Genomic DNA, 24,760 nt, shown 5'->3' with positions numbered 1-24,760 from the left:
GTACAATTAGTTTTTGAGATCGTTATTTGTATTTAGATTTAGTCTAAATAAGAACGATGAAATTCGAGGAGTTTGAAGAGGAGCAGGTGAGGGATTCAAGTCCATTTTCTACGTTCATCGGTGGTCAATGTGATTGTTCATTAAAAAAGTGCTGTAAGAAGTACAAAAAGAAGAGCAAAAAGATGTGTAAGAGTTGTCCAAAACGATAATCTCCTTCGTGATACGATAGACTTTAATCCAATTCTCTATATCTTTTCATTACTAATTAATCGTCATGAAAAGCTTTCTAAGCATCCTTGTACTTTTTTTCGTGTTATCCGTACCTAAGTTTTCTTTCGGACAATCACAGTTAATTAAAGATATCCTATCGACATGGGATAAACATACTGAGATGAATAATCTTCTAATGACTGCCCTTAAGGATGATTACTTAAGGGATACAACTAGTTCTGGCGGTCGAAACATCGCGGATCAATTTGCTCATATGCATAATGTGAGAATGATGTGGCTTTCTCAATTGGACCCTACTGCCGAAATGGAAGATCTGGACTCAGAAATTGATGCTATCGAAAGCCTCAAAGCAGGGTACTTGAAAGACCAAATTTCTAAATCCAACCAGCTGATAAAACAGATTCTCTCTAAAGGTCTGCAAAGCAATAAAGTTGATTGGCCAATGACTCCTGTCCGGTTCATGGGGTATTTGATTTCACATGAATCACATACCAGAGGACAAATTCTCTTGGCCCTGAAGCAATCAGGTCATCCAGCACCACCACAAGTAGCTTTTGGAATCTGGCAGTGGTAGTTACTTGTATTGGTTTAGAATCAATTCAAGTCTTTCCTTGAATCCTCTGCTCAATTTGAGTGTCTTACCGCCTTTCAAGTTGACCATATACTCTCCATGGAAATAGGGCTCAATGCTCTCAATCTTATCGATATTGACCATGTGCGATTTATGAATTCTAAGATGGGTATTTGGGTCTATCAGAGTTTCTAATTGCTTTATGGATAGGTTAGTGATCTCCATATTGTTGGCTAAGTGAAGCTTACAAAAAGCTCCTTCACTTTCAACCCAAACGATATCTTCTACGGGTATGAACTTGATAACTCCTCTATGCTTGCATCCGATTTTCTTCAGATATTTTGAGTCACCATTCTTAGCTAGAATCCCTTCGAAGATGTTTAGTAGATCATCTAGGCTTTTCGACTCACTATTGATTTTTTCATTGAATTTTTCCTTGATTCTATCCAAGGCCTTACCAAATCTGTTGGCATCGAATGGCTTGAGAATATAATCGAGGGCATTTTCTTCAAATGCCTGTACAGCATACTTATTATATGCTGTGACGAAAACTATCGTGGGTAAGGGTGCGCTCAATTGACTGATCAGTTCAATGCCTGATATCTCTGGCATTTCAATGTCGAGAAAAACGAGTTGTGGTTTTAGATCTTCAATTTTTTCTAAAGCATCTCGACCATCACCACACTCTGCAATCACCTCAAAGTCTTCTTCTTCGTGGAGAAAGTGTAAAATTACCTGCCGGGCGACAGGTTCATCATCTGCAACCAGAACTGTGATTTTACTACTCATTAAGTATGGGGCTTGATGTGGGTATATCCAATATAGTCATTACGCCTTTATTGGAAGTGTCGTTCTCTATTTCAAATCTATAGTCTTCTCCATACAAACGATCAAGTCGGTTTTTGATGTTTTGGAGCCCAATCCCTTTTTCACCTTTATCATTAAAGGATGGTCCATCGTTATAGAGTCTGATAGATATTAGATCATCAGATAATGATATGGATAGGCTGATCAGCGATGCCGATTTACTTTTGGCTATGCCGTGTTTAACAGCATTTTCAACCAAGGGTTGTAGCAATAAATTGGGTACTTTAAGCCCTAGACAGTCTGGATGAATTTCTTTTTCAATGACGAGCCTATCCTGAAAGCGAACCGACTCAATATCTAAATACAGATCAAAGAACTCTAACTCCTTAGAGAGCGATACCAACTGATGTTCTTCGAAGTCCAGAGTTCTTCTGAGAAAGTCACCCAGCCTGGTTGTCACATTGGCCGATGATTCATTTTGCCCAACGAGTGTTAGTGAAGAGATGGTATGAAGGGTGTTAAACAAGAAATGAGGGTTGAGCTGGAGTTTAAGTGCCTGCAATTGCGCTTGGGTAAGCTCGTTCTGCAGTTGATCGTTTTTAAATTGGGCCAAAGCAAGGTCAAGCTCATTTTTCTTTCGAATGCTGTAGGCTCTTACACTAATGATGATGGCGAGTAGAAATACATAAATCAAAGTGTCATTGGAAATTCTTGAAAAGAAATAAGGACTGTACTCTTGAATACTCGTATTTCTCAGATCAATGTATCCATGAGTAATGAACATATAGACTAAAGTCAGGTTGGTAATGATGAACAATAATCCAATACCGAAGAGGACGTATATCAAGACTGGTTTAAACAAGTTGTCAACACTTATTGGGAACCTGTTGACCATATGAAGGATTAGAGGGGTAATGATTGCCCAAGAATACCAAATGGGAATTTGTCCCTTGAAGACAACCAGCCATGATGTTGTCAAACCATTTTTAACTCCATTAAAGTAGAGTTGGGTACTTAGAAAGACTGCAATAAAGGTCCAGAATATAAAGAGGATCATCCACTGTTTCCATCGAATATTCTTGTATGTACCTATGATGCCCAATCTCTGAATATAGTGTTCTAAAACACAAATTAATCAATTCTTTAGGCTGCTGGCTCTTTGTAATATATGAAGTGCTCTTTATAGCGCATGAAAAGGCCTATTTATAGAAAACCCCATAATAAATACCGTACACATGGAGAAAGCCTCTTGTTTTCAAGATGGGCCGATTCATTTCTGACTTAGGCCACTTCGGACTTTCCAATCAACCCGAGGCAGCATTATCCCGCTTCATTAGCTAAAACAATTATGAACATGAAGACAAAACTTACACTAAAGGGAATACTGATTATGATAGCCCTATTAGGGGTTCAATTATCAACTAATGCCCAAGCCATCACAGCAGATGATGTCCTTAAAACTTGGGATAACCTGACAAGAATGGTTGTAGAGTCAGCGAAATTGATGCCTGCTGAACATTTTAATTACACACCGGGTGAGCCGCTTAGAAGTTTTGCGGATCAGATCAATCATACCACTCGATCCAATATTGGCTTTGCTGCTAGTGTCAAAGCTGGTCGTCCAACCTTTCCTGTTGATCCTAGTAATCCGCCAAAAGACAAGGCTGCAGTTATTGACCTTTTGGAAAAATCTTTCCAACATTTTAAAAGTGGGCTTGAGAAGTTATCTGATGAGGACTTGTCTGAAACTGTACCATGGGGCAGAAGAGGGAGCCAAAAGCAAATCACTCGCCTGAAGGCAATTCTTATAGTTACAAGTCATTTGCAACGTGAGCATGGTAAAACAATGATTTACTTGAGAGAAAAGGGAGTCGCGCCTGCAGCTGCAGGTAGTTGGACATTTTAACAACAGACTTTATGATAGGAAGTAAAAAACTTCGTTTCATGGTTGTAAACTGAAGTGTTCTGATGCCAAATAGGGTCAGAAAAAAGGGGGCGAAAGCCCCCTTTTTAATATGGTAATATTGCCGTTATTTCAAATCGGCAATCAGCTTCTCATTGAGCCTTACATAGTCAGGATTGCCTCCTGTCTTCGCCAAGGCGATTGATTCTTTAGCAGTTGCTATCGCATCTTTCTTCTTACCTAATCTAGCTAGTAGTTTCGCTTTTAGGTGAATTACCCAATACTGCTTTTGCTCATTGGCATCTATGGCCTTGTTGACCCACTCAAGAGCAAGCTTGGCGTCTCTTTCTGTTTCATAGTAATAACCGGCAGCTTGAAAATATACACCTGGGTTAGAAGGAGTAGCGTCAATCACTTGGGCCTTTATATCAGCCATTACATTGGCATCTACGTCACTTTCAATGGTAAACATGGCCTTAGTATGTTCCCATTTCATGTTTAGGTTAGCTGAGTTCATGGTGAAGTCAGAGAAGCTCATTGTGAAAGTCTCATAATGACTACTTGGGTGTTTCACAGGTACTTCAAACCTTAATAGATCATCTTTAGCATCGTAACCAAGAGCTCCCCACCAAGTAAGGTTTTTGCTAAGGATTATCGTAGCAACTTCTTCTGTGAACATGGTATAGAGAGCATATTCTCCTGCTGGGACAGCATTGCCGTTCAATTTAACATCTGTGCTAAAAGTAATTTTGGTAGAAGCGTTAGCACCAGTTCTCCAAACCTCGTTGTAAGGAATTAAGTTACCAGCTACTTCACGTCCTTTCGCGCTAGGGCGAGAGTAAACTACTTTGACTTGAGCCAAACCCACTGTACCCTTTAGCTCGAATGTAGGGCTCGGTGGTGGCATTTTTATTTGTGCTAGAGCGCAAACAGATAATGTAAGGGCTACTAGCGTTAGTTTGAATCTTCTCATAGGTATTTTTTTACTTGTTCAAAGATATAAAAAAAGCCTCTTGCAATTGCTTGCAGGAGGCTCTTTCAAAAGCATATTCTATTAGTTTTTAACGACAATTGGAATTTTCACGGAAAGGTTGCCCCACGCTAATTCCAAGTTTGCTTTGTCTTTAGACTTGTTATCAAAGTCAGATATGTTGATCGTGAATGTCTCTACAGACGTATTTGCTGTAGTGACTGGGACTTTCGCCCTCAAAACATCTGAGTCTTTTGGAGTTTTTTTACCGTATTCAGTACCCCAATTTCCTGTGACTGAATTAACTACAACTGTCCATTCGCCATCACTCGGAATTGTCCATAGAGAATAACTTCCCGCTTTTAGGGCTTGCCCAGCAAAAGTCACATCTTTATCAAAAGTGATAGATGTACTTGTATTTGCCCCAGTCCTCCAAACTTCAGAACCTCTGTTATTTCGGACTAACTTATTTACGTCACGTCCTGCCAAACTAGGCCTTCCGTAGTCAATTTCTACATTTGTGTTTCCTATTTGTTGTTTTACTGTAGCTCTGGGGCTTCCCGCTGGACCTCGCTGGGCCATAGCACTACTTTGAAAGAAGACAAGCAATGCCATTGATGCGATGAGTGTTAATGTTTTTTTCATTTTATTCATGGTTAAGTGGTTTCGATCCATTAAACTGATTTCCGAGTTTTTGGTTGTCCAAATTTTGACATGAAGTTGAGCCCATCATTTTATCAAGGCAGAGATGTCGTTCAGATTGCTAAGTCTCTACTGGGGAAAGAATTGCACACCAATATAGCTGGCCTACATACTTCCGGTATAATTACCGAAGTAGAAGCTTATGCAGGAAGAGATGATAAAGCATGCCATGCCAATAATGGTTTGAGGTCTAAGCGAACTGAGGTAATGTACCATGCCGGTGGAGTTTCGTATGTCTATCTATGCTATGGTATCCATCATTTATTTAACGTAGTCACAAATGTAAATGGCAAGGCCGATGCCATATTAGTAAGAGCGATTGAACCCATTCTGGGTATCGAACATATGCTAGAAAGACGAAACCAGTCATCTATTAAAACCAATTTGACTTCTGGGCCAGGTACGCTTACAAAGGCTTTAGGGATAAGTACAAAACAACACTATGGAATAAGTCTTCAGAGTGAAGAAATCTGGATTGAAGATGTGCCTAAACTAGCGGATAAGTATATTGTCACATCAAAGCGAATCGGTGTTGATTATGCCGAAGAAGACGCTCTCAAACCCTGGCGATTTTACATTAAGGACAACCCATGGATCAGCAAAAAGTAGACATACTCATTTCTTCATCAGTATGGGACCCCAGACCCTGGGTCGAAGGCTTGTCGAAGTCAAGTTGGGTTGGAAATGTACATGTTTGGCCCACGGAAGCTGATCTGAGCAATGTTGAAGCGCTTTTTGTTTGGAAGCCATTGGCCGATGGGGTGATTGATAGACTGCCTAATATCAAGTGGATAAGCTCACTGGGGGCAGGGGTTGATCATTTAATGACTGACTCTCAAATTCCTAGGCATATTTCCATTACCAGAATTGTAGATCCATTTCTAGCAAGAGATATGACCAATTATGTGATCATGGGTTTAATGATGCATCAAAGGAGTATGCTTAGTCACATGAAGCATCAAAAGTCAAAAATATGGGAGAGAATAACTTATAAACCCTTGAAGGTGGGAGTGATGGGTTTAGGGGCCTTAGGAAGGCATCTCTCAGAAAAGCTCGTAAGCCTTGGTTTCGAAGTATTTGGATACAGCAGAACACGGAAAACCTTGGATGGAGTGACTTGTTATGACGAAACCAATAGAAATACTTTCCTTTCACAGACCGAAGTGTTGGTGAACCTACTTCCCGTGACTCCCCAAACCACGGATATACTTGATGCTTCACTTTTTCAAAAACTTACTAAAGGTGCTTTTCTTATTAATGTTGCACGAGGAAATCATCTCGTAGAAAACGATCTAATGGAAGCTTTAGATAGTGAACATCTATCTGGCGCACTACTGGATGTTTTCCGAGATGAGCCTTTACCCATAAATAATCTACTTTGGGAACACCCTAAAGTCACTATTACACCACACGTAGCCAGTGTTACTACCCCAAGTTCAGCCATCGCTTTATTGCTCGATAATTTGAAGAGGCTTAGAGGGAAAGAACCTCTTTTACATACAGTAGATATTCGAAAAGGCTACTAACTCATTGACGGTCATTTCCGATTCAGTCACATGATCTAACAGTTCAGTTCAAAGGTGATCTATTTAATTTGCAATAGTGAAACATATAGGTTTCATTTACTATTGTGAAACAAATAAAAATCAATGGCTAGAATCAATATGGGTGAATTTGAAGAGCTAGTACTCCTCATAGTTGCCATCCTGAATGATAATGCTTATGGCATTAGCGTGATGGAAGAAATAGAGGCGCAAACCAATCGGAAGATTAACATCAGCGCGGTACATTCTGCTTTGGATAGGCTAGAGAGCAAAGGGTTTTTGGGATCTCATGTGGGAGGAGCCACAAAGGAGAGAGGTGGCCGAAGAAAGCGCTATTTCACCATCAACACTGCCGGACAGGAAGCGCTCAATTTCATCCGCGAGCAACGCAATAAATTACACGATCAAATTCCAAATTTAGGATTAGAGTATGTCTCCATATGATCAAGAGCCTCCTCAGTGGGCGATCAGGTTTCTAAGGTTTTACTGTAAGCCAAGAGCACTTGAGATCATTGAAGGAGATGCTTATGAATTGTTTTACAAAAGAATTGATAACGAAGGGATTGAGGCCGCACGCAAGAAATTCTCTTGGGATGTCCTTAGATTCTTTCGCTTAAGATATATCAAAGGTCTAGAAGATATAAACTCATTAAACAACATTGCTATGATTAAAAACTACATCAAAATATCATTCCGAAGTCTATTGAAACAGCGGTTTTATAGTTTAATAAATATTGGAGGACTCGCCATTGGTCTGGCAGCATGTCTATTAATCGTGATGTACATTTCGAATGAGCTCAGCTATGATAAGTTTCATGCAGATTCTGAACGAATCTACAGAATTGGAGTATGGACACCCGCGAGGCTTGCTATACAATCCAAATTAGACATACCAGAGATTGAAGAAACAACGCGTATTCAAGGTCCGTATAGTCAAACCTTCAATATTGACGGCCGTGTTTTTAAGGAGCCCTTGGGCTTTAATGCCGATTCTACTTTTCACAATATTTTCTCTGTTGAGTTTATCGAAGGGAACCCCGATGAGTCACTCAAAGAACCTAACTCAGTCATTCTCACACAGACTTTGGCCACAAAGTTTTTTGGTTATGAGTCTGCAGTTGGAAGGGTGATAAAAGCTGGGGGAGACATAGTAAAAGTAACGGGTGTAGTAGCAGACCCACCAAAGAATAGTCATTTCGGTTACAGATTCATCAATTCCTATCCGAATGAGACTTGGGTGACAGTTGGTAATTGGACGGGCAATAATTTTTTCACCTATGCAAAATTTACTAAAGGGAGTGACCCTGAGGAAGTGGAAAATAAAATGACCGATTTTGCTGCAAAGTATGTCGGTCCTGAATTGGTGAAGTTTACTGGGCATGCTAATTACGAAGAGTATTTAGCAGAAGGAGGTCGGGCGCGTGGGTTTTCTGTAAGGGCCATGACGGACCTGCACTTATATTACCCTAGTCTCTCCTTAAGATCGGGCGGAAGTATAGATAATGTCTATATCTTTTCGGCAGTAGCTCTTTTCATTCTTGTTATCGCCTGCATAAACTTTATGAACCTCTCTACTGCCCGTTCAGCAATGAGATCGAAGGAAGTGGGTATGCGTAAAGTATTAGGCTCCTTGAAAGGGCAATTGATCAACCAGTTCTTAGTAGAATCAATGATGGTGAGTGTTCTGTCAATGATTCTAGCAATTGGTCTTGCTTCATTAACTCTGAATGGGTTTAACAGTCTGGCAAATAGGACTTTTGATTATCAGGATTTATTTGGCGGATCTGTGATGCTACAGTTGTTTGGCCTAGTGCTATTTGTTGGGCTCTTGGCTGGCTCATACCCGGCATTTGTACTCTCAAGCTTCAAGCCTATTAAGGCCCTCAAGGGAGAAGTTCAAAAAGGAGGAAAGGGAAGTGCTTTTCTAAGGCAAGGTCTAGTGGCATTTCAGTTTGCAATCTCCATATTCTTAATTATCAGTACAGTGGTTGTTTTTAAGCAATTGAACTTTCTAACAGATCAGAAGTTAGGCTTTGATGCAGAACAAGTACTAATTGTTAAGAATGCCGATGTCCTTGAGGACAAAGCTGAGGTGTTTAAGACTAACCTTTCGCAGATCCCGTCTATAGAGAACATGGCAATGTCCAGGGATTTTATTTCCGAGAGAGTATCTGACTGGTCCTATGAAACGGTAGAAGAGAACTCCCGGAATCACAGTTTCATCAATATGTTCGCAACCGATGATTTCTTGAATACCATGGGGTTAAACCTCATAGAAGGAAGAAACTTTACTAACACTCTTGTATCGGATACTGCTACGGTTTTGATCAATGAGGCTGCCAAAAAGTGGTTAGGATGGGATGAGGTGCTTGGGCGAAAAATTTCTAGGGGTGATGGTGAAGACTACACTATTGTCGGTGTTGTGAATGACTTCAATTTCACAAGCCTAAAAAATAAGATTGAGCCAATGGTCATTAGGGTAATGGGCGAAGATGGTAGGGTCGAATCGGACTGGTATGCAGGAAATTACGTTTACCTACGCGTGAATGGGAATTTTAGAGAAACTGTAAGTACTGTTGAAAGTCTATGGAAGTCCATTATCACTGATGAACCATTTGAATATGCCTATTTAGATGAAGCCTTTGCTGCTCTTTATGATGAAGAAGAGCGATTTGGAAAGCTGTTTACGACATCATCAGGTTTAGCGATAATAATTGCTTGTTTAGGTCTATTTGCTTTAGCTGCGTTTACCCTCGAAAGACGATTTAAAGAGATTGCAGTAAGAAAAGTACTTGGAGCGTCTATAAGTAGTATCACATTGATGATCCTTAAGGGCTTTACTATTTTGGTAGGTGCAGGGGCTTTAATAGCCATTCCTGTGGGTTATATAGTAATGGGAGATTGGTTGCAAGACTTTGCCTATCAGATAAGCCTGAATAATCCTTTAATCTGGATTTTACCGGCATTAATGGTGGCGACCATTGCCTGGCTAACAGTTGGTTTTTTGTCAGCTAAAACTGCTATGGCTAATCCGATAAAGGCGCTTAGAAGCGAGTAGTAGACTTTCCCTCAATCACAATTTATTCCCCTTGCCCCAATATGGTGTAAGGGGATTTTTTTTGTCTTTAGATTGAGTCATGATGAAAAAGACAGCCTATACAATTGTCCTAATGATGTGCTTAAGCATTGTTTATGCTCAGGATGTATTGACAAATACACGTTTCGAACAGCTCAAGCTGACAAATGGTAAAACTCTAAGGTATGCCATTCACTTGCCCGAGGACTATGATCCTTCAAAGTCATACCCCACTATTCTTGGTCCTGGAGATGGTGTAAAGGAAGACTCACCAAGCTATTACTGGCATGGTACTCCTTCAAAATATGGATGGATTATAGTAGAGAGTTTGGCTCATTTTGGGTCAAATGGGGTTAGTCAGACCAGGCAGCTCATGGATCATATTAATGCTAACTACAATGTGGAAGGTGATAAATTCCATATGGTGGGCTTTAGTGCCAATAGTGCCAGTTCTTTTAGTGTTGGTATTGCCTTGGCCGATCGCTTTCACAGTTTGGTTGGCGTTGCTGGCTTTCCTAGGAAGAATCCCTCTGGTGCCGATTTAGAAAGAGTAAAGGGTACTAAGTTTTATTTCATAGTAGGCGATAAGGATAGGTACTGGATGAATGCTTCCCAAAAGGTGCATAACTACCTCATGGAAAAAGGCATTGATTCAACAATTGAGATTATCAAGAATGGGCCTCATGTATTAAAACAAATAGATGGGCAACCTTTTATTGATTTGATGGAGCGGATGAGGGAATAGAAAATTGTAGTACATAGTTTCATGAGTTTTTGTAATTTCCAACTTAACCAAACCACACTTGACCATGGGAAGAGCAGAAAGGCGAGCAAATCGTCAAGCAAGAAAAGCGCAGAAGGCTAGATTGATTGCAGCAGTTAAGAATGCAATAGAAAATCATACCATCACTTTTAAGCCAGATGATGATGGCGCAGAACCACCTTTTGCGGATGTATTCAATCAAATATGGCCAATCCTCGATCCGGCTCTAAAGTTCACTGAAACCTACACCAATGATGTAACAGATGCAGTACTTGAGGAAGTATGGGCTGCTGGTAATGCAATTGCAACCGGAGGTGGTGATGCAGATACATCAGCTTTTCAAGCGAAATTTAACCAGGTATGGGATAAGATTAGCTTCTATCTAGAACTAGCACAAACTTTCACTAATGATCAAACCGATAAGGTCATTGATGAAGTCTTAGATATTGGCGATTGGATTGCTGGAGACGGTCAGTAATGCTTTTTAGAACTGTCTTGGAAACAAACTATACGTCACCCTGAGCCTGTCTAGGATAGACAGGCTCGTTTCAGGGTATGTAAGATATTTGCAAATCAATCATAAGCTGAAATACCCAGAAGTTTCGGGGCAGAATGACGAGCACTTTTCAAGACAGTTCTTTTATCTATTTTCCAGACTTCTTTGAAGAAGAGATCTCAAATGTTCTGTGCTTGAACCCCTGTTGATAAGAGGCCCAATAATGCGATCGCGATTATCTTTCCTGTTTTCATCATCATTGATTTTTAGTTTTAATTCGTTTCAATCAGTTTGAAGAGTTGGCATCCAGCATCTGGTACCTTATCATAAATCTGTAGTTTGGTACCGTTATCAGCACTGCAGCCACTCAGATCAAGGTACCTTCGGCTGAACCTGCCTTGAATGTAGTAGTACTCATCGTTGTATTTTTCTAGCCTGAACATCTTGTTCCAATCGTTGTAACCCACGTCATCTGTCTGAGCGATTACTCCACCATTCTCTTTGACAAAGCCTTGCACATCAATGTACATTCCCGTGTTTTTGCTTCGGATATAGTACCAAGCAGTGGTACCTTCCATTTCAGCGAACTGAAAGACAAATTGCTGATTAGCACCACCATGTTGATCCCAGAGATGTACTCTGTTACCTGCCTGATTAGATGGACCTTCAACGTCTAAGACCTTGCTTGAATGTTTTGGCTTAATGAAAAAGGTCTTGCCGGCTGGTGAAGCGGGGATGAGTTTAAACATTTGACTTCCAGCAACCTTGTTTTGCTCCCATTGAATGGCACTCGCCCCAAGTGCATGAGAGTCACCATTTATTCCAATGACTTTACCACTGTGTTTTGATTTCAGATAATAATACCCGTTACCTGCCTCTTCGAGCAGAAACTTTTGGTTTTCCCAACCAGACCGACTCCACTGTCCTAGATTGGCTCCATTGTCAGTAGATGGACCGAATACATCTAAATACAGGTCGCTCCATTCATTTCGGATGAAGTAAGAGCCATCTCCATCACCAGTATCTTCAAATATGAATTTATGGGTGCCATGAGCAGGGTTATCTGCTTGTACAATATCACCACCTGGCTCTTTAGAATTGTTCAAGACAGCAAAGTAGTGTCCACTATTTTTGATTTGAATATTGAAAGTATGGCCATGGTAATAGGCCGAAGTATTGGTGAAATTGATTTGGTCTTTGTCATCGACCGCACTGGAAACTAATATGAAACGCTGCGCTTCTCCACCATTCCAGTTCGTTTGAGTGATATTGCCGTCTTCATTGACAGTGAGATGAATGCTACTATGTTTAGACTTAAGATAAACAGTACCATCACCCACTTGCTCAACAATCCATCGTTGATTGTTATTACCATTGAATTGCCATTGATGAATATTTGCTCCGCTATTGGTAGAGGACCCTTCAATATCGAGATACTTTCTGCTTTGAACACCCTGAATAAAATAGGTGCCATCTCCGGCATCTTTGAAGATGAATTTTTGGTTATCGGCTCCTGTGAATTCCCATTGATGTAGATTTCCCCCATTGTCCTTCGAATAACCACTAATATCTAAAACACCTCCTGAGCCAACAGATTGAATGTAAAAAGCAACTCCATCATATGGCATACTTGAGTTGGTCCCCACGAGCCCAATTACATCTTTGACTGATATTGCTCGGTCGATAATGGCAGTTTTTCCTGCAGGGATATAGGCAGTCTGATAGGGAAGTGGAACTTGTTGCTGCGACCAGTTTCTGTAATCTACCCACAAGCCATTTCCAGTTGCATTCACAAATACATTTTCTCCGTTGCCGATTGTAAAAAGTTTATTGGCCTCAGGAACTTTGCTCTCTAGTGAGGTGGGCATCATTGCTGCCAATTGATCTATCTTACTATTAATGTCAGCCACTTGGGCTAACCGATCGTGACCTGTTAGAATTTTCGCCAGCACCTTGTATCTGCGTTTGACCTTCTCTTTGGCCGTTTCCTTATCCACAATGTCCTGCAACCTGCCAATCATTGCATCAAAGGCCTCGTCTCCATAGGCTGCACAGGCTGTTGCAGAATATAGTCTGGTAGGGTCGATACTCAAACCTACATTGCCGCCTATTGACTCAATGTTTTCAGCAGCTTCTATATAGAAGAAGAATTCATCTGAAAAGCCCGTGACGGTATTCATCATAATTGCTGCAATTGGTCGTAAGCTGGCATCTATATTCTGCAATCGTGGGTCATTTACAGCACTTTGCATTTTGTCCATAAAGGCTAGGCTTCCTTGTATGGTTTCTGGGATTCTACAGGCCATTTTGGAAAGTGCGACCTGAAAGCACTCAGCGCACTTTTCTGCTGCAGCTCCGGCATACTTTCCAGCCACTCCAGCCTCCGCAAAGGAGCCATTGGGAATCATTGCATCCAAACCTTCCTTCAAAGCCTGTTGCGTAGAAGCATTGCAGTTGAAATTTCGCGTGCTATTCAGAAGACCTGAGGAGAACCTATTGATATCGTTCACAAATTGAAGTGTGGCCGCTTCAATTTGACTATTGATTGCTCCATATGTGTTTTCAACCTGCATTGTGGCATTTTCAATGTCCTTGATCGCTTGGTTGAACCAGGCTTCTATTCCGGTTTGGGCCAGAACGTTTTGGCACAATAGGCAAACTAAAAGTGCGACAAGAGAAAAGGTTCTTCTAAGTTTCATTTTGATAGATTTTGATTGTGAAATTTTTCTAGTGTAATCGCCTGATCGAGGCTATTCTTTGGGATAGGGATTTCATATGTTCTGATCCCTCTGCTTCTTGAATATTGGTTGACTTCAAGTTGGAACATAATGACCTTTGGCTTTCTGTCGTGGTCAATTTGGACTGCCCTAAGTTGGTGCCATCTATTCCAATTCAGGTAGAGGGTGCCAAAAAGGAACCAATTGTTGCCAAACTGGGCTTCCGCTGCTTTTCTCAACCGTACTCTTTTTCTTTTATGCACAAGTGAAGCGATGATGAAGAATGGTGGAAACCAGGCGGCAGGGAACAGGAAGGTTAACTTGAAATAATCAAAGAATGCTTTAAAAGAGGCAAAATCATCTCCTCTGGTCTGTACAACTAATATGATGAAAAATAAGACTGGGAGAATTAGTGCAGACTGAATGGCCTGCTTCTTATCGGATTTGACCTGTTCTCTCAGGTAACTCTTGATATCTTCCGAGTCGAGCTTCCAGCTAGTGATTAGCTCAAGTTCTCCGCTGGCAATTTTTCGTTTTATTCTTTTGACGCTCATAATTGATAAGAGGAACTCTCCAAATATGATGCGAATCACTGCCTCAGCGGGCAATTGTGTACGTGAATAGATGAGAATGCTTCATGAATCAAAGTAATTTGTTCATGAATGAGAACTGACTACACTTCCTCCAATACGGTAGTTGAGGGTTTCGGCTCGTGAGCTTCTTCCATTGGAAGTGAAAAGCTTATAGAAGTACCATTGCCAGGTTTACTAGTAATGTTGATCGTACCTCCATGTGCTTCAATGAATTCTTTACAGAGCATCAGTCCCAGACCCGTACCTTTTTCTCCTTGGGTCCCAAGGGTGCTCTTGTTTTCGGAGAGGTCGAAGATTTTATCGAGTTTTTCTTCAGGAATACCGATTCCCGAATCGCAAACCTCAATAGTTAAATGGTTGTTTTCTACTCTATGGACTACTGTGATACATCCATCATGAGGAGTGAATTTGAGTGCATTTCCGATTAAATTTCTCAGCACGGTACTAAGCATATTTCGATCACCATAAACCCAAAGGTCCTTGTCGATCAGAATATTTAGTTCAACTCCTTTTGATTGGCTTGTTGAGGCATAGATATCAGCAATGTCCGAAATTAGCTGTGTCAAGTTGAGGGAATCTCCTTTGAATGCCAAGGTGCCTGTCTGCGATAAAGACCATTTGAGTAAGTTGTCAAGTAACGTGCTGACACCCTGTGCAGAATTATCGATAGAGGTTATAAGTTCTTGAAGTTTATCTTCACCGCCCTTTTGCAGAGTATATTCAATTAATTTCCCAATACCCTGAAAAGATGTAATTGGACCGCGTAAATCATGTGCTATTACTGCGAAGAACTGATCTTTGGTCTTATTTAAGGCGAGTAACTCGTCTTGAGAGTCGCTCAATTTTTTATTAATGCTGGTGACAAGTGCATTCCTTTCATCTGCTTCTCTTTTCCTTTTCCGGATCTGAAAAAATAGGAGAAAGCCTGAAATGGTGGCTATCAAGAAGAGAAGTGAGGTAATGACTAATATTGTATTTCGGTTTTTAGCGAGCTGTTCTCTTATCTGCAACTCTTGTATAGCAGCTTCTTTTTGATCTGTTTCATATTTTTCCCTCATTTCTACCATTTGTGCATTTCTTTCTGCGTTGAGGAGGCTATCGTAGAGTTTGTTATATAGTACAGCATAGCCAAAGGCCTTTTCATATTCCCCTCTCTGGCTATAGACCTCGCCTTGAGCTTCATATAGATTTAAAAGTTTGTTAGGCGCGTTTACTTGGATGGCAAGATCATAGGATTGCTGGAAGTGATAGTCAGCCTTCTGATGGTCACCAAGCACACTGTAACACCTGGCCAACACGCCATGAGAATCAATCATTCCCAAGAAGTCTTCAATTTTGGCCTCCAGAGCTATCCCCTCCAGTTGATATTTTAGTGCTTTCTTGAATTCATTTTGTTCAAAGTAAATGCTGGCAAGATTGCCAAGAGCATATGCTTCCAATAAGGTTTCATCTAGCTCCCGAGCCAACATCAACGCTTTGTTTAAGTACACAATCGCACTATCATATTCATCAATGAATGTGAGAGGTACTGCAACATTTTGAATCCCTTTTAGCAGCAGGAATTGATCGTTGTTGGCCCTTGCAAAATCTTGAGTTAGTTTGTAGTACTCAATTGCTTTTTCATAGTCTTCAGACATTAAATATATGCCAGCAATATTATTGATGGTGTTTCCATAGGCCTTTGGGTCCAACTTTGGATCAATGATGTCAAGGGCAAGAAATAGATGTTCCAGTCCTACTTCTAGATTGCCTAAATCACCCTGAGCGAGCCCTTTGATTAAGTTTGCACGTCCTAGAAGTTTCTGGTCATTTAATTTTTCAGCTAGAGAGTAAAGTACATCGCCCATGATGTCACAAGCCTCAAGTGAAATATTCAGAAAGTCGCTCGAGGTATTGAAGATCTTTTCAGTCAAAGAATCTTGCGGCTCGGCATTCATAAGTAATTCTCCTGCTATTTGAGGGAGATTATCTTTATTAGAAATTATGAATTCAGCATCCTTTATCCCTACATTCTCCTTTTCGAGGGCCTCAAGAAGTTCTTCTTGGAGGTCTACACTTGTACCTTGCCCGTAAGATAGTGAGGCGACAATTGAGATTGCCATAATTAATACAGAACGTAAGAGTTTGGACTGCACTAAGGGGAGGGGTAAGTTTTGAACTGAGGATTTCACCACTCTTAAAAGTTAATGCAACATTTGTAACCTTTTAATCAAATGTGTTTTGTATGTCTTACCCATTGATAATGTATGTTCACCAACTTCTATAGTCAAATCAGATTCGTCAATGCTATCAATTTTTGATGCATTGACGATATACCTTCTGTGAATTCTTACAAATGCTGAAGGAGCCAATTTTTCGGCCAAACTCGCAATGGAAGTCCTTAAATGATAATTACGACTAGAGGTAACGATGTCGCAGTAGCGTTCTTGTGCTACTTCTATCCATAACACATCTGCATAGTGCACTTTTTCCAATTTGCTTCCTGCTTTTACAAAAAATCCATCCGTAACTAACAGATCTTCCTTCCAACCACCAAACGGCTCATTCAATTCATCTTTTTCTTGGTCCTTGGCGAATTTGTAGACCGCCAATTCAATGGAAGCTTGAAGTGAGCCTTTTTCTACTGGTTTTACGAGATACGCATAAGGATTAGTGACTTGAGCTCTTTCGAGAGTTTTCTTGTCCTCCAGGGCAGAAGTGAAAATCACCGGAACGGGTGATGACGCAGTAATTTTTGCGGCAATTTCCACACCATCTTTGTTACCTTCTAACTCAATGTCGAGAAGAACAAGGTCTGGTTTGACGGCATGAAAGGTTCGTAGAAATTCGTCCGATTTGGCATAAATACCAACGTTTTCGTAGCCCATCTCATCGAGTAACATGTCCATTCGAGTCGCATGAATTGGATTGTCTTCAGCAACAAGGATTCTAATTTTAGTCATGCAAAATTGTGATGTATGACCAAAAATAACCTATAAGAAAGGGTTTTACAAGAGGTGTGTTTTGTGGTGCTTATGCTCTGGTATACTTACTTTCCTGCAGGTGGAGTTATCATAATGTGTGCCCTGTAAAGCCCTGGAAACATCACCCATGGGTGTCCGCCACCATTTGGTTTTTCTGGCAAACCTGTGGTTAGAGCAGTGGCCAGGGGTGTATAGATAACATACCTAAACGAACCGCCTTCCACTTTGCCTGTTTCAGTGTTATACTTAGCATCTTTTCCATAGTAAATCTGAAGCGTGGAACCATATCCTGGTTTTTGAAGTGTGCCGTCCATCATTTCTTTCTCACGGATGGCAAAGATTTCTCCTCTGTTTTTGCCTTCAGCTTTCAATGCTCTTCCACGTGCCATAAATGGCTCTACATCCTTGGGGTAGCATACAATCTCAAAGCCATCCTTATTGGGATCATCTGCTCGAACGACAAAGTTATTAGTCCCTTCGCGGAGCGTAATAAAGTTTCCATCATCATCGAAGCCATAAACATGCGCTCCATCTCGCGCTTCTACAGGTGCGGCTTGAACGGCCATTTTGATTTGGTCGGCCTTATTCTTTTGAGCGATGGATGGGGCAGAACAAAGTAGGGCAAGAGTTAGAATGTATAGCTTTTTCATAGGTTGATTTTTTGTAAATAAACGAATTAGTTGAAATAAGTTTTCATAGCTAGCGTCTATAGCTGTACCAAAGGTGTTTACGAAGGAATCCGAAGAGTGATGATCGACTACTTCTTTTTTCGTTTTGGGCTCAATAAATCTTTTGAGAATCGAGCAAAGTCTTTGAAGCCATCTTTTGTAAATACCGATTTGATAACCTGTCCTCTAGAAGTCGGGGAGGAAGTCTCCTGAGTACTATTAGGAACTGTTGAAACATCATCAGAAACAGTTTTTGACTCGGGTCGATAACCAACCAATTCATTGGACTTATCAAAACTGTCCTTGGCCTTATCTTTATAACCCAGTTTTTCCTCTACTAACCCTTTGTTATTTAAAGCAACGGCATCCTCAGGGTCTAGGGCTATGGCCTTCTCATAATCTTGTATCGCACCTTCCAAGTCACCAATCCTATCCTTGAAGAAAGCGCGTGAGGAGTAGCGGTAGGGGTTTTCAGGCTCCAATGTGAGAGCTTTCTCAAAAGCTTCTTTCGCAAGATTATTCTTATCATTTAAATGAAGTGAAACAGCATAATCTCCTATATATGAGGCATTTGAATCATCAATTTCTGTAAGTTTTTTAAAGTCCTTTAAGGAATCTTCAAGCCTTCCAAGCTTCGATAAGGCCCTTGCTCTATTGTAAAGGGCTTCTGCCTGATTTGAGTCTTTGGCGAGTGCCTCATTGAAAAAAGACACGCCCATTTCGAAGGCACCATTCCGACAAGATTCAATTCCTTTTTTGATTAATTCCGATGACATCAATATCCGTTTAATGCAAATATAAACAGCTTGTAAAAGTCTTAGTTCAATCACTCGAAAAATAGAAACGAGTGACTATATTTGATTCCAAGTCTATGAGTCTGCATCCCGATCAGGTATTAAGTGATTTGAAGGCCGGAAAGTACGCTCCGGTATATTTTCTACAGGGCGATGAATCGTTCTATATCGACCAAATTTCCGACTTTATTGAACAAAACTGTCTGCAAGAAGCCGAAAAAGGGTTCAACCAGACCATTATGTATGGTAAGGATGTAGTCATGAGTCAGGTCATTACCAATGCAAGACGTTTTCCTATGATGGCTGAACGTCAAGTGGTGATGGTAAAAGAGGCCAAGGATATTCAAGACATCGGCAAGGAGGAAGGCCAAAAACTGTTGATGGATTATCTTGACAATCCAGTGCCATCTACAGTTTTAGTTTTTGCCCATAAGCATAAGAAGGTAGATGGAAGGAAGCCGTTATCCAAGGCACTAGCCAAGAAGGCACTTCTTGTAAATACTGCTAAGCTTCGCGACTACGAATTGCCTAAGTGGATCGAGGCTTATGTTGCTGGTAAAGGATTAAGGATCAATTACCAGTCTGTACAGCTCTTGGCCGAATATATCGGCACCAACCTAGAGCGGTTGAGTAATGAAATCAGTAAGGTGGCGATCAACCTCAAGGATGGGGAAGAGATCAATGAAGCGCTAATTCAAAAGTATGTTGGCATTAACAAAGATTACAATGTCTTTGAGCTTCAAAAAGCGATATCCGAAAGAAATGTTCTCAAGGCAGGGAAGATTGTAAATTACTTTTCAGCCAACATTAGAGCACATTCTATAATCCCGATGATTGCACTGCTCTATGGTTACTATACCAAATTATTGAAAGTACATAGCGCCAAAGATAAGTCGGATAGTGGTTTGGCAAGGGCGATTGGAGTACCTCCTTTTGTTGTTAAAGAGTATAAAATGGCTGCATCTCATTATGCCATGACAAAAGTTATTCAGAACATTAAACATTTACACCAAGCCGATTTAAGATCAAAAGGAGTGAATGCGGGGGCAATGAAGGAAGAGGAGATATTAAAGGAATTAGTATTTAAATTAATGCATTGATGGACTTGGTCGACAAGCTGACAATAATCATTGCCAAAAGGAGTTTAGAGTTTAAGCGAGCAAATAAATATTGATGAGAAAGATAACTTTTTTACTCACTATCTCACTTTTTGCTCTCGGGTCATTAAATGCTCAAAATACGCTACATCAAAACAACGAAAACCGATATTATCGATTTGGTTTAGAGTTGCTTGATAAGCATAAATTTAGTGCTGCTCGAGAACAATTTGAGAGATACCTGAACGAAGGGAATGACGAAATCAAAAAGGCCGATGCAGAATACTATGTAGCCTACTGCGCCTTAAACTTAGAAAACCCTGATGGTACACAGCTCATTGCCGATTTTGTGGCAAAGCGGCCAAACCACCCCAAAGCAGCCAAAGCCTATTATAATTTAGGCGTCAATGCTTTCGAAGCTAGAGATTGGCAAACCGCCAATAAGTATCTGAAGCTGGCCAATGTCAATGTCCTTAATAATGAAGAAAGGTCTGAGACGAACTTCAAAATTGGCTATTCTGCTTTTAGCCTTAATAAAAAGGAGGAATCCATAGAATATTTTGACTTGGCAAAGGTCCAGAATAGTCCTTATTACGCTGATGCCAATTATTATTCAGGCTTCTTGGCTTACCTCGATAAAAACTATGACAAGGTTTTAGTCGATTTAAAGAGGGCAGAGGAAAGTGATAAATACAAGTTTCGGGTACCGATTATGATTACCAGTGCTTACTTCCAGCAAAGTCGATATGGTGAAGTGCTGGCTTATGCTGGTAATTTCAAAGACATCGCTACTGAGAGCCGGAGGATGGATTATCTGTATCAGATTTACCAATTGGCTGCAGAGTCGGCTTACAATCAAGAGCGTTTTGAAGAGTCCATCGAATTTTATGATTTGTATCGCCAAATAGCGGGGCAAAGCATTACTGATGAAACACTTTACAGAATTGCATACTCAAACTTTGTGTTGGGCAATGGTGACAAGGCTATTGAAGATTTCAAAAGAGTAGCCTTGAAAGAAGATACTGTGGCACAGTTAGCTTCCTACTATCTAGGCCAACTATATGTTGAGAATGAAAACTATCTCTTTGCTTCGTCTGCATTTGATAAAGCAAGTAAGCTTTCGTTTAACACGACTATTCAAGAAGAATCAGCTTTCAATTTTGCTAAAGTGAACTTCGAGGCTAAAAAATATTCTCAGGCCATCGTGTCATTGGATAGGTTTATCAAACAGTTTCCAGCCTCTTCGTACATTCCTGAGGCGAATAATCTCTTATCGGAAGCTTTCCTCAATACGAATGACTTTCAGCGAGCTATTGCTTTCATAGAAAGAATTGAGAACAAGACTGATCGTATAAAAGAGGCTTATCAGAAGGTTACTTTTTACAAAGGGACGGAGTATTACAATACAGGCAAGTACAAAACTGCCATCCAACTCTTCGATAAATCATTAACGTATCGATCGGACAAAGACCTAGAGACAGGAGCCTTGTTTTGGAAAGCAGAAGCTCAAGCCACTTCTCGATCTTATGCAGAAGCTATTAGGAGTTACCAGAAGGTGTTTGAGACAAGAAATAGAAATTCAGAGTACTACTTAAAAGCAAACTATGGCGTAGGGTATGTCTATTATAATACGCAAGACTATTCCAGAGCTCGTGTCTATCTAAAAAGGTATGTCGATGCACTCCAAAATGAACCGAACAGACTGAACTATGATGATGCTATTCTCAGGTTGGCAGACTGCTATTATGTAGATAAAGAATATGCCACAGCCATCTCATATTATCAAAGGGCTATCGACAACAACAATCCGAATGTAGACTATGCTTACTTCCAAAAAGGGGTGGTCAGAGATTTTCAGAATAAGAGTACAGAAGCAATTCAGGCACTTGATGTTGTGATCAACCGACACAGTCGTTCGAGGTATTATGATGATGCCATCTATAAGAAGGCACAAATTCAATTGGAAGCGAACTCGTATAGAGAATCGATCATAGGATTTACTCGGGTAATTGAAAAATTACAGCAAAGTCCTTTTATACCATATGCCTATGAAAGTAGAGCTTTGGCCTATTTCAATTTGAATGAATTGGATAAAGCTGAAGAAGACTACAAAACGATTCTAAATAACTATGTGACCAGTAAGGTGGCGAATAGTGCATTGCTTGGTTTGCAAAACACACTGAAGCTAAATAATAAAGTACTTGAGTTTGATCAGTACCTGGCTAAGTATCGAGGGGCCAATCCGGATAACCAGTCTTTGGAAACAATAGAACTGGAAGCAGCCAAGAACAAGTATTATGGTCAAGAGTATAGTGCGGCAATAGGGGCATTTGAAGATTATGAAAAGAACTATTCTGAAAGCCCGCTTCGTCATCAAGCCAAATTCTTTAGAGCAGAGAGCTATTTCAGATTAGAAGACGCTGACCGAGCATTGGAGCTCTATTATGAACTAGATCGAGAAGCTCAGATTAACGATATGGATGTGGTATTCCAACGAATAGGTCAATTGCAGCTTCAAGCTGGTGACTTTCAGGAGGCAGCGAATTACTTTTCTAAGTTAGAGTCTATAGCAAGGAGCAAACGTCAGGAAAACGATGCCTGGATAGGCCTTCTGGATGCGAATTTCAAGCTTGGCAATTATGCTCAAATGAGAACATATGCTAACAACATTCTAACCAAGGGCAATATTTCTCAAGACGCAACCAATCGAGCGCAGCTATACCTAGCAAAGGCAGCTTATAGTGAAGGCAATTTTGATGAAGCGATTGATCAATTGCTCACTACCATCAATGCTTCAAAAGATAAATATGGAGCAGAGGCACAGTACTTACTCGGTCAAATATTCTTCCAACAAAAGAGATATCAAGAATCTCTAAATACACTGTTTGAGTTTAGTGAGAGCTTTGCTGACTATGAAGACTGGTTAGGAAAGGCATTCCTCCTTGTGGCTGACAACTATATAGCCTTAGAAGAGCTATTTCAAGCAAAAGCTACAGTCAATTCAATCATTGAGAATTCACCAATCAAAGAGGTGGTAGATGAGGCCAGGGTCAAACTGACCCAAATCGAGAAGTTAGAAAAGGATCTTGAACAAGTAGCAGCTCAAGACACAACACAAAACAAGGGAGGGAACCAGTAATGAAAAGGTTTTTAGTCATTATCGCAGTATTCTCTCTTGTAGCCATGGATATGGTGGCTCAAGTTGGTACAACTGGTAGGTTGGAAGAAGAGGCCGAAATTGTCATTCGTAAGGACAGAAAAATTGTATTGCCGCCAGCAACAAGGAATTTTGAAAAAATACCTCAGTTGCCAGTGTCAGGTGCTGTGACCAAACAGCAATATCAGTTTAGAAGATTTCAATACAATTTGAGTCCATTGGAGCCTTCGTTTAGAACGGCTAATTATCGTTCAAGCCAACCGTCAATGGATTTCACGTCTAACTATGTAAGAGCGGGTTATGGAAACTATGGCACACCTTACTTCGAAGGATATATAGGGTCTCCAAAGAGCCAGGATTATATAGTCAACCTTTATGTCAGGCACTTGTCCTCTCAGAGAGGTCCAGTCTTTGACGAAAATTCGGCTAGCGGCAAAACAGAGGCAGCCGTTGGAGGTAAGTTTTTCAATGGTACCAATACGGTCTCTGGTAGTTTAAACTATACAGGTCAGAAGGTTCACTTCTTCGGATATAATCCTGTATTAGACTTGACCAGTGATGCTATTGAGCAAAAGTTCACCAGGTTTTCTGCCAATGTAGGTGTTCAGAAAACTGAGAGAGATGAACAAATGAATTATAGTTTTGAAACAGACTGGGTGTTTTTCAGAGATGCCTTGGAAGCCAAAGAGAACAAGTTCGACTTTGACGCTATGGCCGACTATCAGTTCTCAGAGCAGTTGAATTTTTCTATCGAAGGAATTGCAGTCCTTTCTAAGCGAACAGAGGGGACTGTTGAAGCAAATAGGAACTACCTTAGTTTACAGCCAAGGGTCAACTATGCAGGTGACAAGTTTGCACTAAAGGCTGGGATAAACTTTGCTGGGGACAATGATTCTGGTAATGGAATGTCGCTTTATCCAGTGGTGGAAGGGTCGGTTAATGTTGATGCCGGTTTAAGAGTTTACGCTGGTTATGAGGGTTTCTTGACCATGAATACTTTGGAATCATCCATAGAACAGAATCCGTTTTTAAGACCAGGTTTTGATCTACGAAATACAGAAACTGAGAGTAGCATCTATGGTGGAGTGGAGATTGACTTGTCTAAAGGTTTGAGGTTGAATGCCGGAGGTTCTTTAGCTTCTATGAATAACATTCAACTGTTTACTAATGCGGTTTCCGATTCATCAAGGTTTGATATTTTGTATGATCCTGGGACAGTCGATCGATTGAATATTTTCTCAGAAGTAAACTTTGAGCAATCAGGTCAGGTGAGGTCATCGTTAAGGTTTGACTTTTTCGATTATAAAATGAGCACTGCTGCTCCAAACCTAGAAGAAGCATGGCATTTGCCGACTTTCAAAGCCGCGTTTAATAACACGTTTTTCCCAATTGAAAACTTGACTGTCACAGCCGACCTATATTATATGGGAGGCCTTAATGCTTGGAATGGCGAAACAGCGCAGAAATTTGAACTAGATGATATTGTGGATTTAAATTTGGGTGGGAAATATGAGCTAAATCAACAATTTGGTGTATTTTTACAACTGAACAATCTATTCGGCAGCGAATACCAGAGATATCTTAACTATCCATCGCGAGGTATTCAATTTTTAGGCGGAATCTCAGTTTCATTCTAATTTACTGGTTACAGTACACCTCGTGTAGTTCATATATATTGTACATTATATATTCTAACGATCAACACTTA

Annotated in this window: 21 protein-coding genes; 11 read left to right on the top strand and 10 right to left on the bottom strand. The window is 40.5% G+C overall.

Annotated elements, in window-relative coordinates; translation table 11 throughout:
* Positions 1-274: 274 nt before the first annotated feature.
* Entirely contained in the window at positions 275-805 is a 531-nt protein-coding gene (locus tag J4E76_RS02755) for a DinB family protein (RefSeq protein ID WP_208501080.1), read from the top strand.
* On the opposite strand, the gene J4E76_RS02750 is transcribed toward J4E76_RS02755, so the two are convergent.
* Together J4E76_RS02750 and J4E76_RS02745 are read right to left on the bottom strand one after the other, a co-directional pair.
* Entirely contained in the window at positions 806-1,591 is a 786-nt protein-coding gene (locus J4E76_RS02750) for a LytTR family DNA-binding domain-containing protein (RefSeq protein WP_208501079.1), read from the bottom strand. It abuts the gene before it with no gap.
* Positions 1,584-2,666, bottom strand: coding sequence for a sensor histidine kinase (locus tag J4E76_RS02745; RefSeq protein WP_208501078.1), 1,083 nt, complete (start codon positions 2,664-2,666; stop codon positions 1,584-1,586). Before J4E76_RS02745 ends, J4E76_RS02750 begins: the two co-directional genes overlap by 8 nt.
* Positions 2,667-2,963: 297 nt before the next feature.
* Here J4E76_RS02745 and J4E76_RS02740 point away from each other — a divergent pair, with 297 nt between their 5' ends.
* Positions 2,964-3,515: a DinB family protein gene (locus J4E76_RS02740; protein ID WP_208501077.1), complete on the top strand. Its 552-nt coding sequence runs from the start codon at positions 2,964-2,966 to the stop codon at positions 3,513-3,515.
* Positions 3,516-3,639: 124 nt separating this feature from the next.
* Here the strand turns inward: J4E76_RS02740 and J4E76_RS02735 are convergent, their stop codons facing one another.
* Together J4E76_RS02735 and J4E76_RS02730 are read right to left on the bottom strand one after the other, a co-directional pair.
* Complete coding sequence (locus J4E76_RS02735; protein WP_208501075.1) at positions 3,640-4,485, bottom strand: DUF2911 domain-containing protein; 846 nt, start codon at positions 4,483-4,485, stop codon at positions 3,640-3,642.
* 81 nt (positions 4,486-4,566) lie between these two features.
* Positions 4,567-5,127, bottom strand: a complete 561-nt coding sequence (locus J4E76_RS02730) for a DUF2911 domain-containing protein (RefSeq protein WP_208501073.1) — start codon at positions 5,125-5,127, stop codon at positions 4,567-4,569.
* Positions 5,128-5,196: 69 nt separating this feature from the next.
* Here J4E76_RS02730 and J4E76_RS02725 point away from each other — a divergent pair, with 69 nt between their 5' ends.
* The 6 genes from J4E76_RS02725 (at position 5,197) to J4E76_RS02700 (ending at position 11,045) form a co-directional block, all read left to right on the top strand.
* Positions 5,197-5,793, top strand: a complete 597-nt coding sequence (locus tag J4E76_RS02725) for a DNA-3-methyladenine glycosylase (protein WP_208501071.1) — start codon at positions 5,197-5,199, stop codon at positions 5,791-5,793.
* Positions 5,775-6,710 carry a glyoxylate/hydroxypyruvate reductase A gene (locus tag J4E76_RS02720; protein WP_208501070.1) on the top strand — a complete coding sequence of 312 codons (936 nt, stop codon included), beginning with the start codon at positions 5,775-5,777 and terminating at the stop codon, positions 6,708-6,710. Before J4E76_RS02725 ends, J4E76_RS02720 begins: the two co-directional genes overlap by 19 nt.
* Before the next feature lie 123 nt (positions 6,711-6,833).
* Positions 6,834-7,172, top strand: coding sequence for a PadR family transcriptional regulator (locus J4E76_RS02715; RefSeq protein WP_208501069.1), 339 nt, complete (start codon positions 6,834-6,836; stop codon positions 7,170-7,172).
* Positions 7,159-9,786 (top strand): ABC transporter permease, encoded by a 2,628-nt coding sequence (locus J4E76_RS02710; RefSeq protein ID WP_208501068.1) that lies wholly within the window; start codon positions 7,159-7,161, stop codon positions 9,784-9,786. The genes J4E76_RS02715 and J4E76_RS02710 overlap by 14 nt, the downstream gene beginning before the upstream one ends.
* Before the next feature lie 82 nt (positions 9,787-9,868).
* Positions 9,869-10,549 carry a hypothetical protein gene (locus J4E76_RS02705; RefSeq protein WP_208501067.1) on the top strand — a complete coding sequence of 227 codons (681 nt, stop codon included), beginning with the start codon at positions 9,869-9,871 and terminating at the stop codon, positions 10,547-10,549.
* A gap of 64 nt (positions 10,550-10,613) precedes the next feature.
* A complete protein-coding gene (locus J4E76_RS02700; protein WP_208501066.1) occupies positions 10,614-11,045 on the top strand; it encodes a hypothetical protein in 432 nt (143 codons plus the stop codon).
* Positions 11,046-11,335: 290 nt separating this feature from the next.
* On the opposite strand, the gene J4E76_RS02695 is transcribed toward J4E76_RS02700, so the two are convergent.
* The 6 genes from J4E76_RS02695 to J4E76_RS02670 form a co-directional block, all read right to left on the bottom strand.
* Complete coding sequence (locus tag J4E76_RS02695; protein ID WP_208501065.1) at positions 11,336-13,762, bottom strand: RICIN domain-containing protein; 2,427 nt, start codon at positions 13,760-13,762, stop codon at positions 11,336-11,338.
* On the bottom strand, positions 13,759-14,334 hold the full coding sequence (locus J4E76_RS02690) for a hypothetical protein (RefSeq protein WP_208501064.1): 576 nt from the start codon (positions 14,332-14,334) through the stop codon (positions 13,759-13,761). The genes J4E76_RS02695 and J4E76_RS02690 overlap by 4 nt, the downstream gene beginning before the upstream one ends.
* Positions 14,335-14,453: 119 nt before the next feature.
* Positions 14,454-16,475: an ATP-binding protein gene (locus J4E76_RS02685; RefSeq protein WP_208501063.1), complete on the bottom strand. Its 2,022-nt coding sequence runs from the start codon at positions 16,473-16,475 to the stop codon at positions 14,454-14,456.
* An 81-nt stretch (positions 16,476-16,556) separates the two neighbouring features.
* Positions 16,557-17,315, bottom strand: a complete 759-nt coding sequence (locus J4E76_RS02680) for a LytTR family DNA-binding domain-containing protein (protein WP_208501061.1) — start codon at positions 17,313-17,315, stop codon at positions 16,557-16,559.
* Positions 17,316-17,401: 86 nt separating this feature from the next.
* A complete protein-coding gene (locus J4E76_RS02675; protein ID WP_208501059.1) occupies positions 17,402-17,986 on the bottom strand; it encodes a hypothetical protein in 585 nt (194 codons plus the stop codon).
* A 107-nt stretch (positions 17,987-18,093) separates the two neighbouring features.
* Positions 18,094-18,780: a tetratricopeptide repeat protein gene (locus tag J4E76_RS02670; protein WP_236017261.1), complete on the bottom strand. Its 687-nt coding sequence runs from the start codon at positions 18,778-18,780 to the stop codon at positions 18,094-18,096.
* Positions 18,781-18,875: 95 nt separating this feature from the next.
* Here J4E76_RS02670 and holA point away from each other — a divergent pair, with 95 nt between their 5' ends.
* From holA to J4E76_RS02655, 3 genes are all read left to right on the top strand, one after another.
* Positions 18,876-19,898 carry a DNA polymerase III subunit delta gene (gene holA / locus J4E76_RS02665; protein WP_208501058.1) on the top strand — a complete coding sequence of 341 codons (1,023 nt, stop codon included), beginning with the start codon at positions 18,876-18,878 and terminating at the stop codon, positions 19,896-19,898.
* 73 nt (positions 19,899-19,971) lie between these two features.
* Entirely contained in the window at positions 19,972-23,034 is a 3,063-nt protein-coding gene (locus J4E76_RS02660; protein WP_208501057.1) for a tetratricopeptide repeat protein, read from the top strand.
* Positions 23,034-24,689 carry a hypothetical protein gene (locus tag J4E76_RS02655; protein WP_208501056.1) on the top strand — a complete coding sequence of 552 codons (1,656 nt, stop codon included), beginning with the start codon at positions 23,034-23,036 and terminating at the stop codon, positions 24,687-24,689. Before J4E76_RS02660 ends, J4E76_RS02655 begins: the two co-directional genes overlap by 1 nt.
* The last annotated feature ends 71 nt before the right edge of the window (positions 24,690-24,760 follow it).

It is taken from the genome of Roseivirga sp. E12 (assembly GCF_017592825.1).
Taxonomy (GTDB): Bacteria; Bacteroidota; Bacteroidia; order Cytophagales; family Cyclobacteriaceae; genus Roseivirga.
Note: the sequence above shows the minus strand (reverse complement) of the source record. Positions and strands in the feature narration are given on the sequence as shown.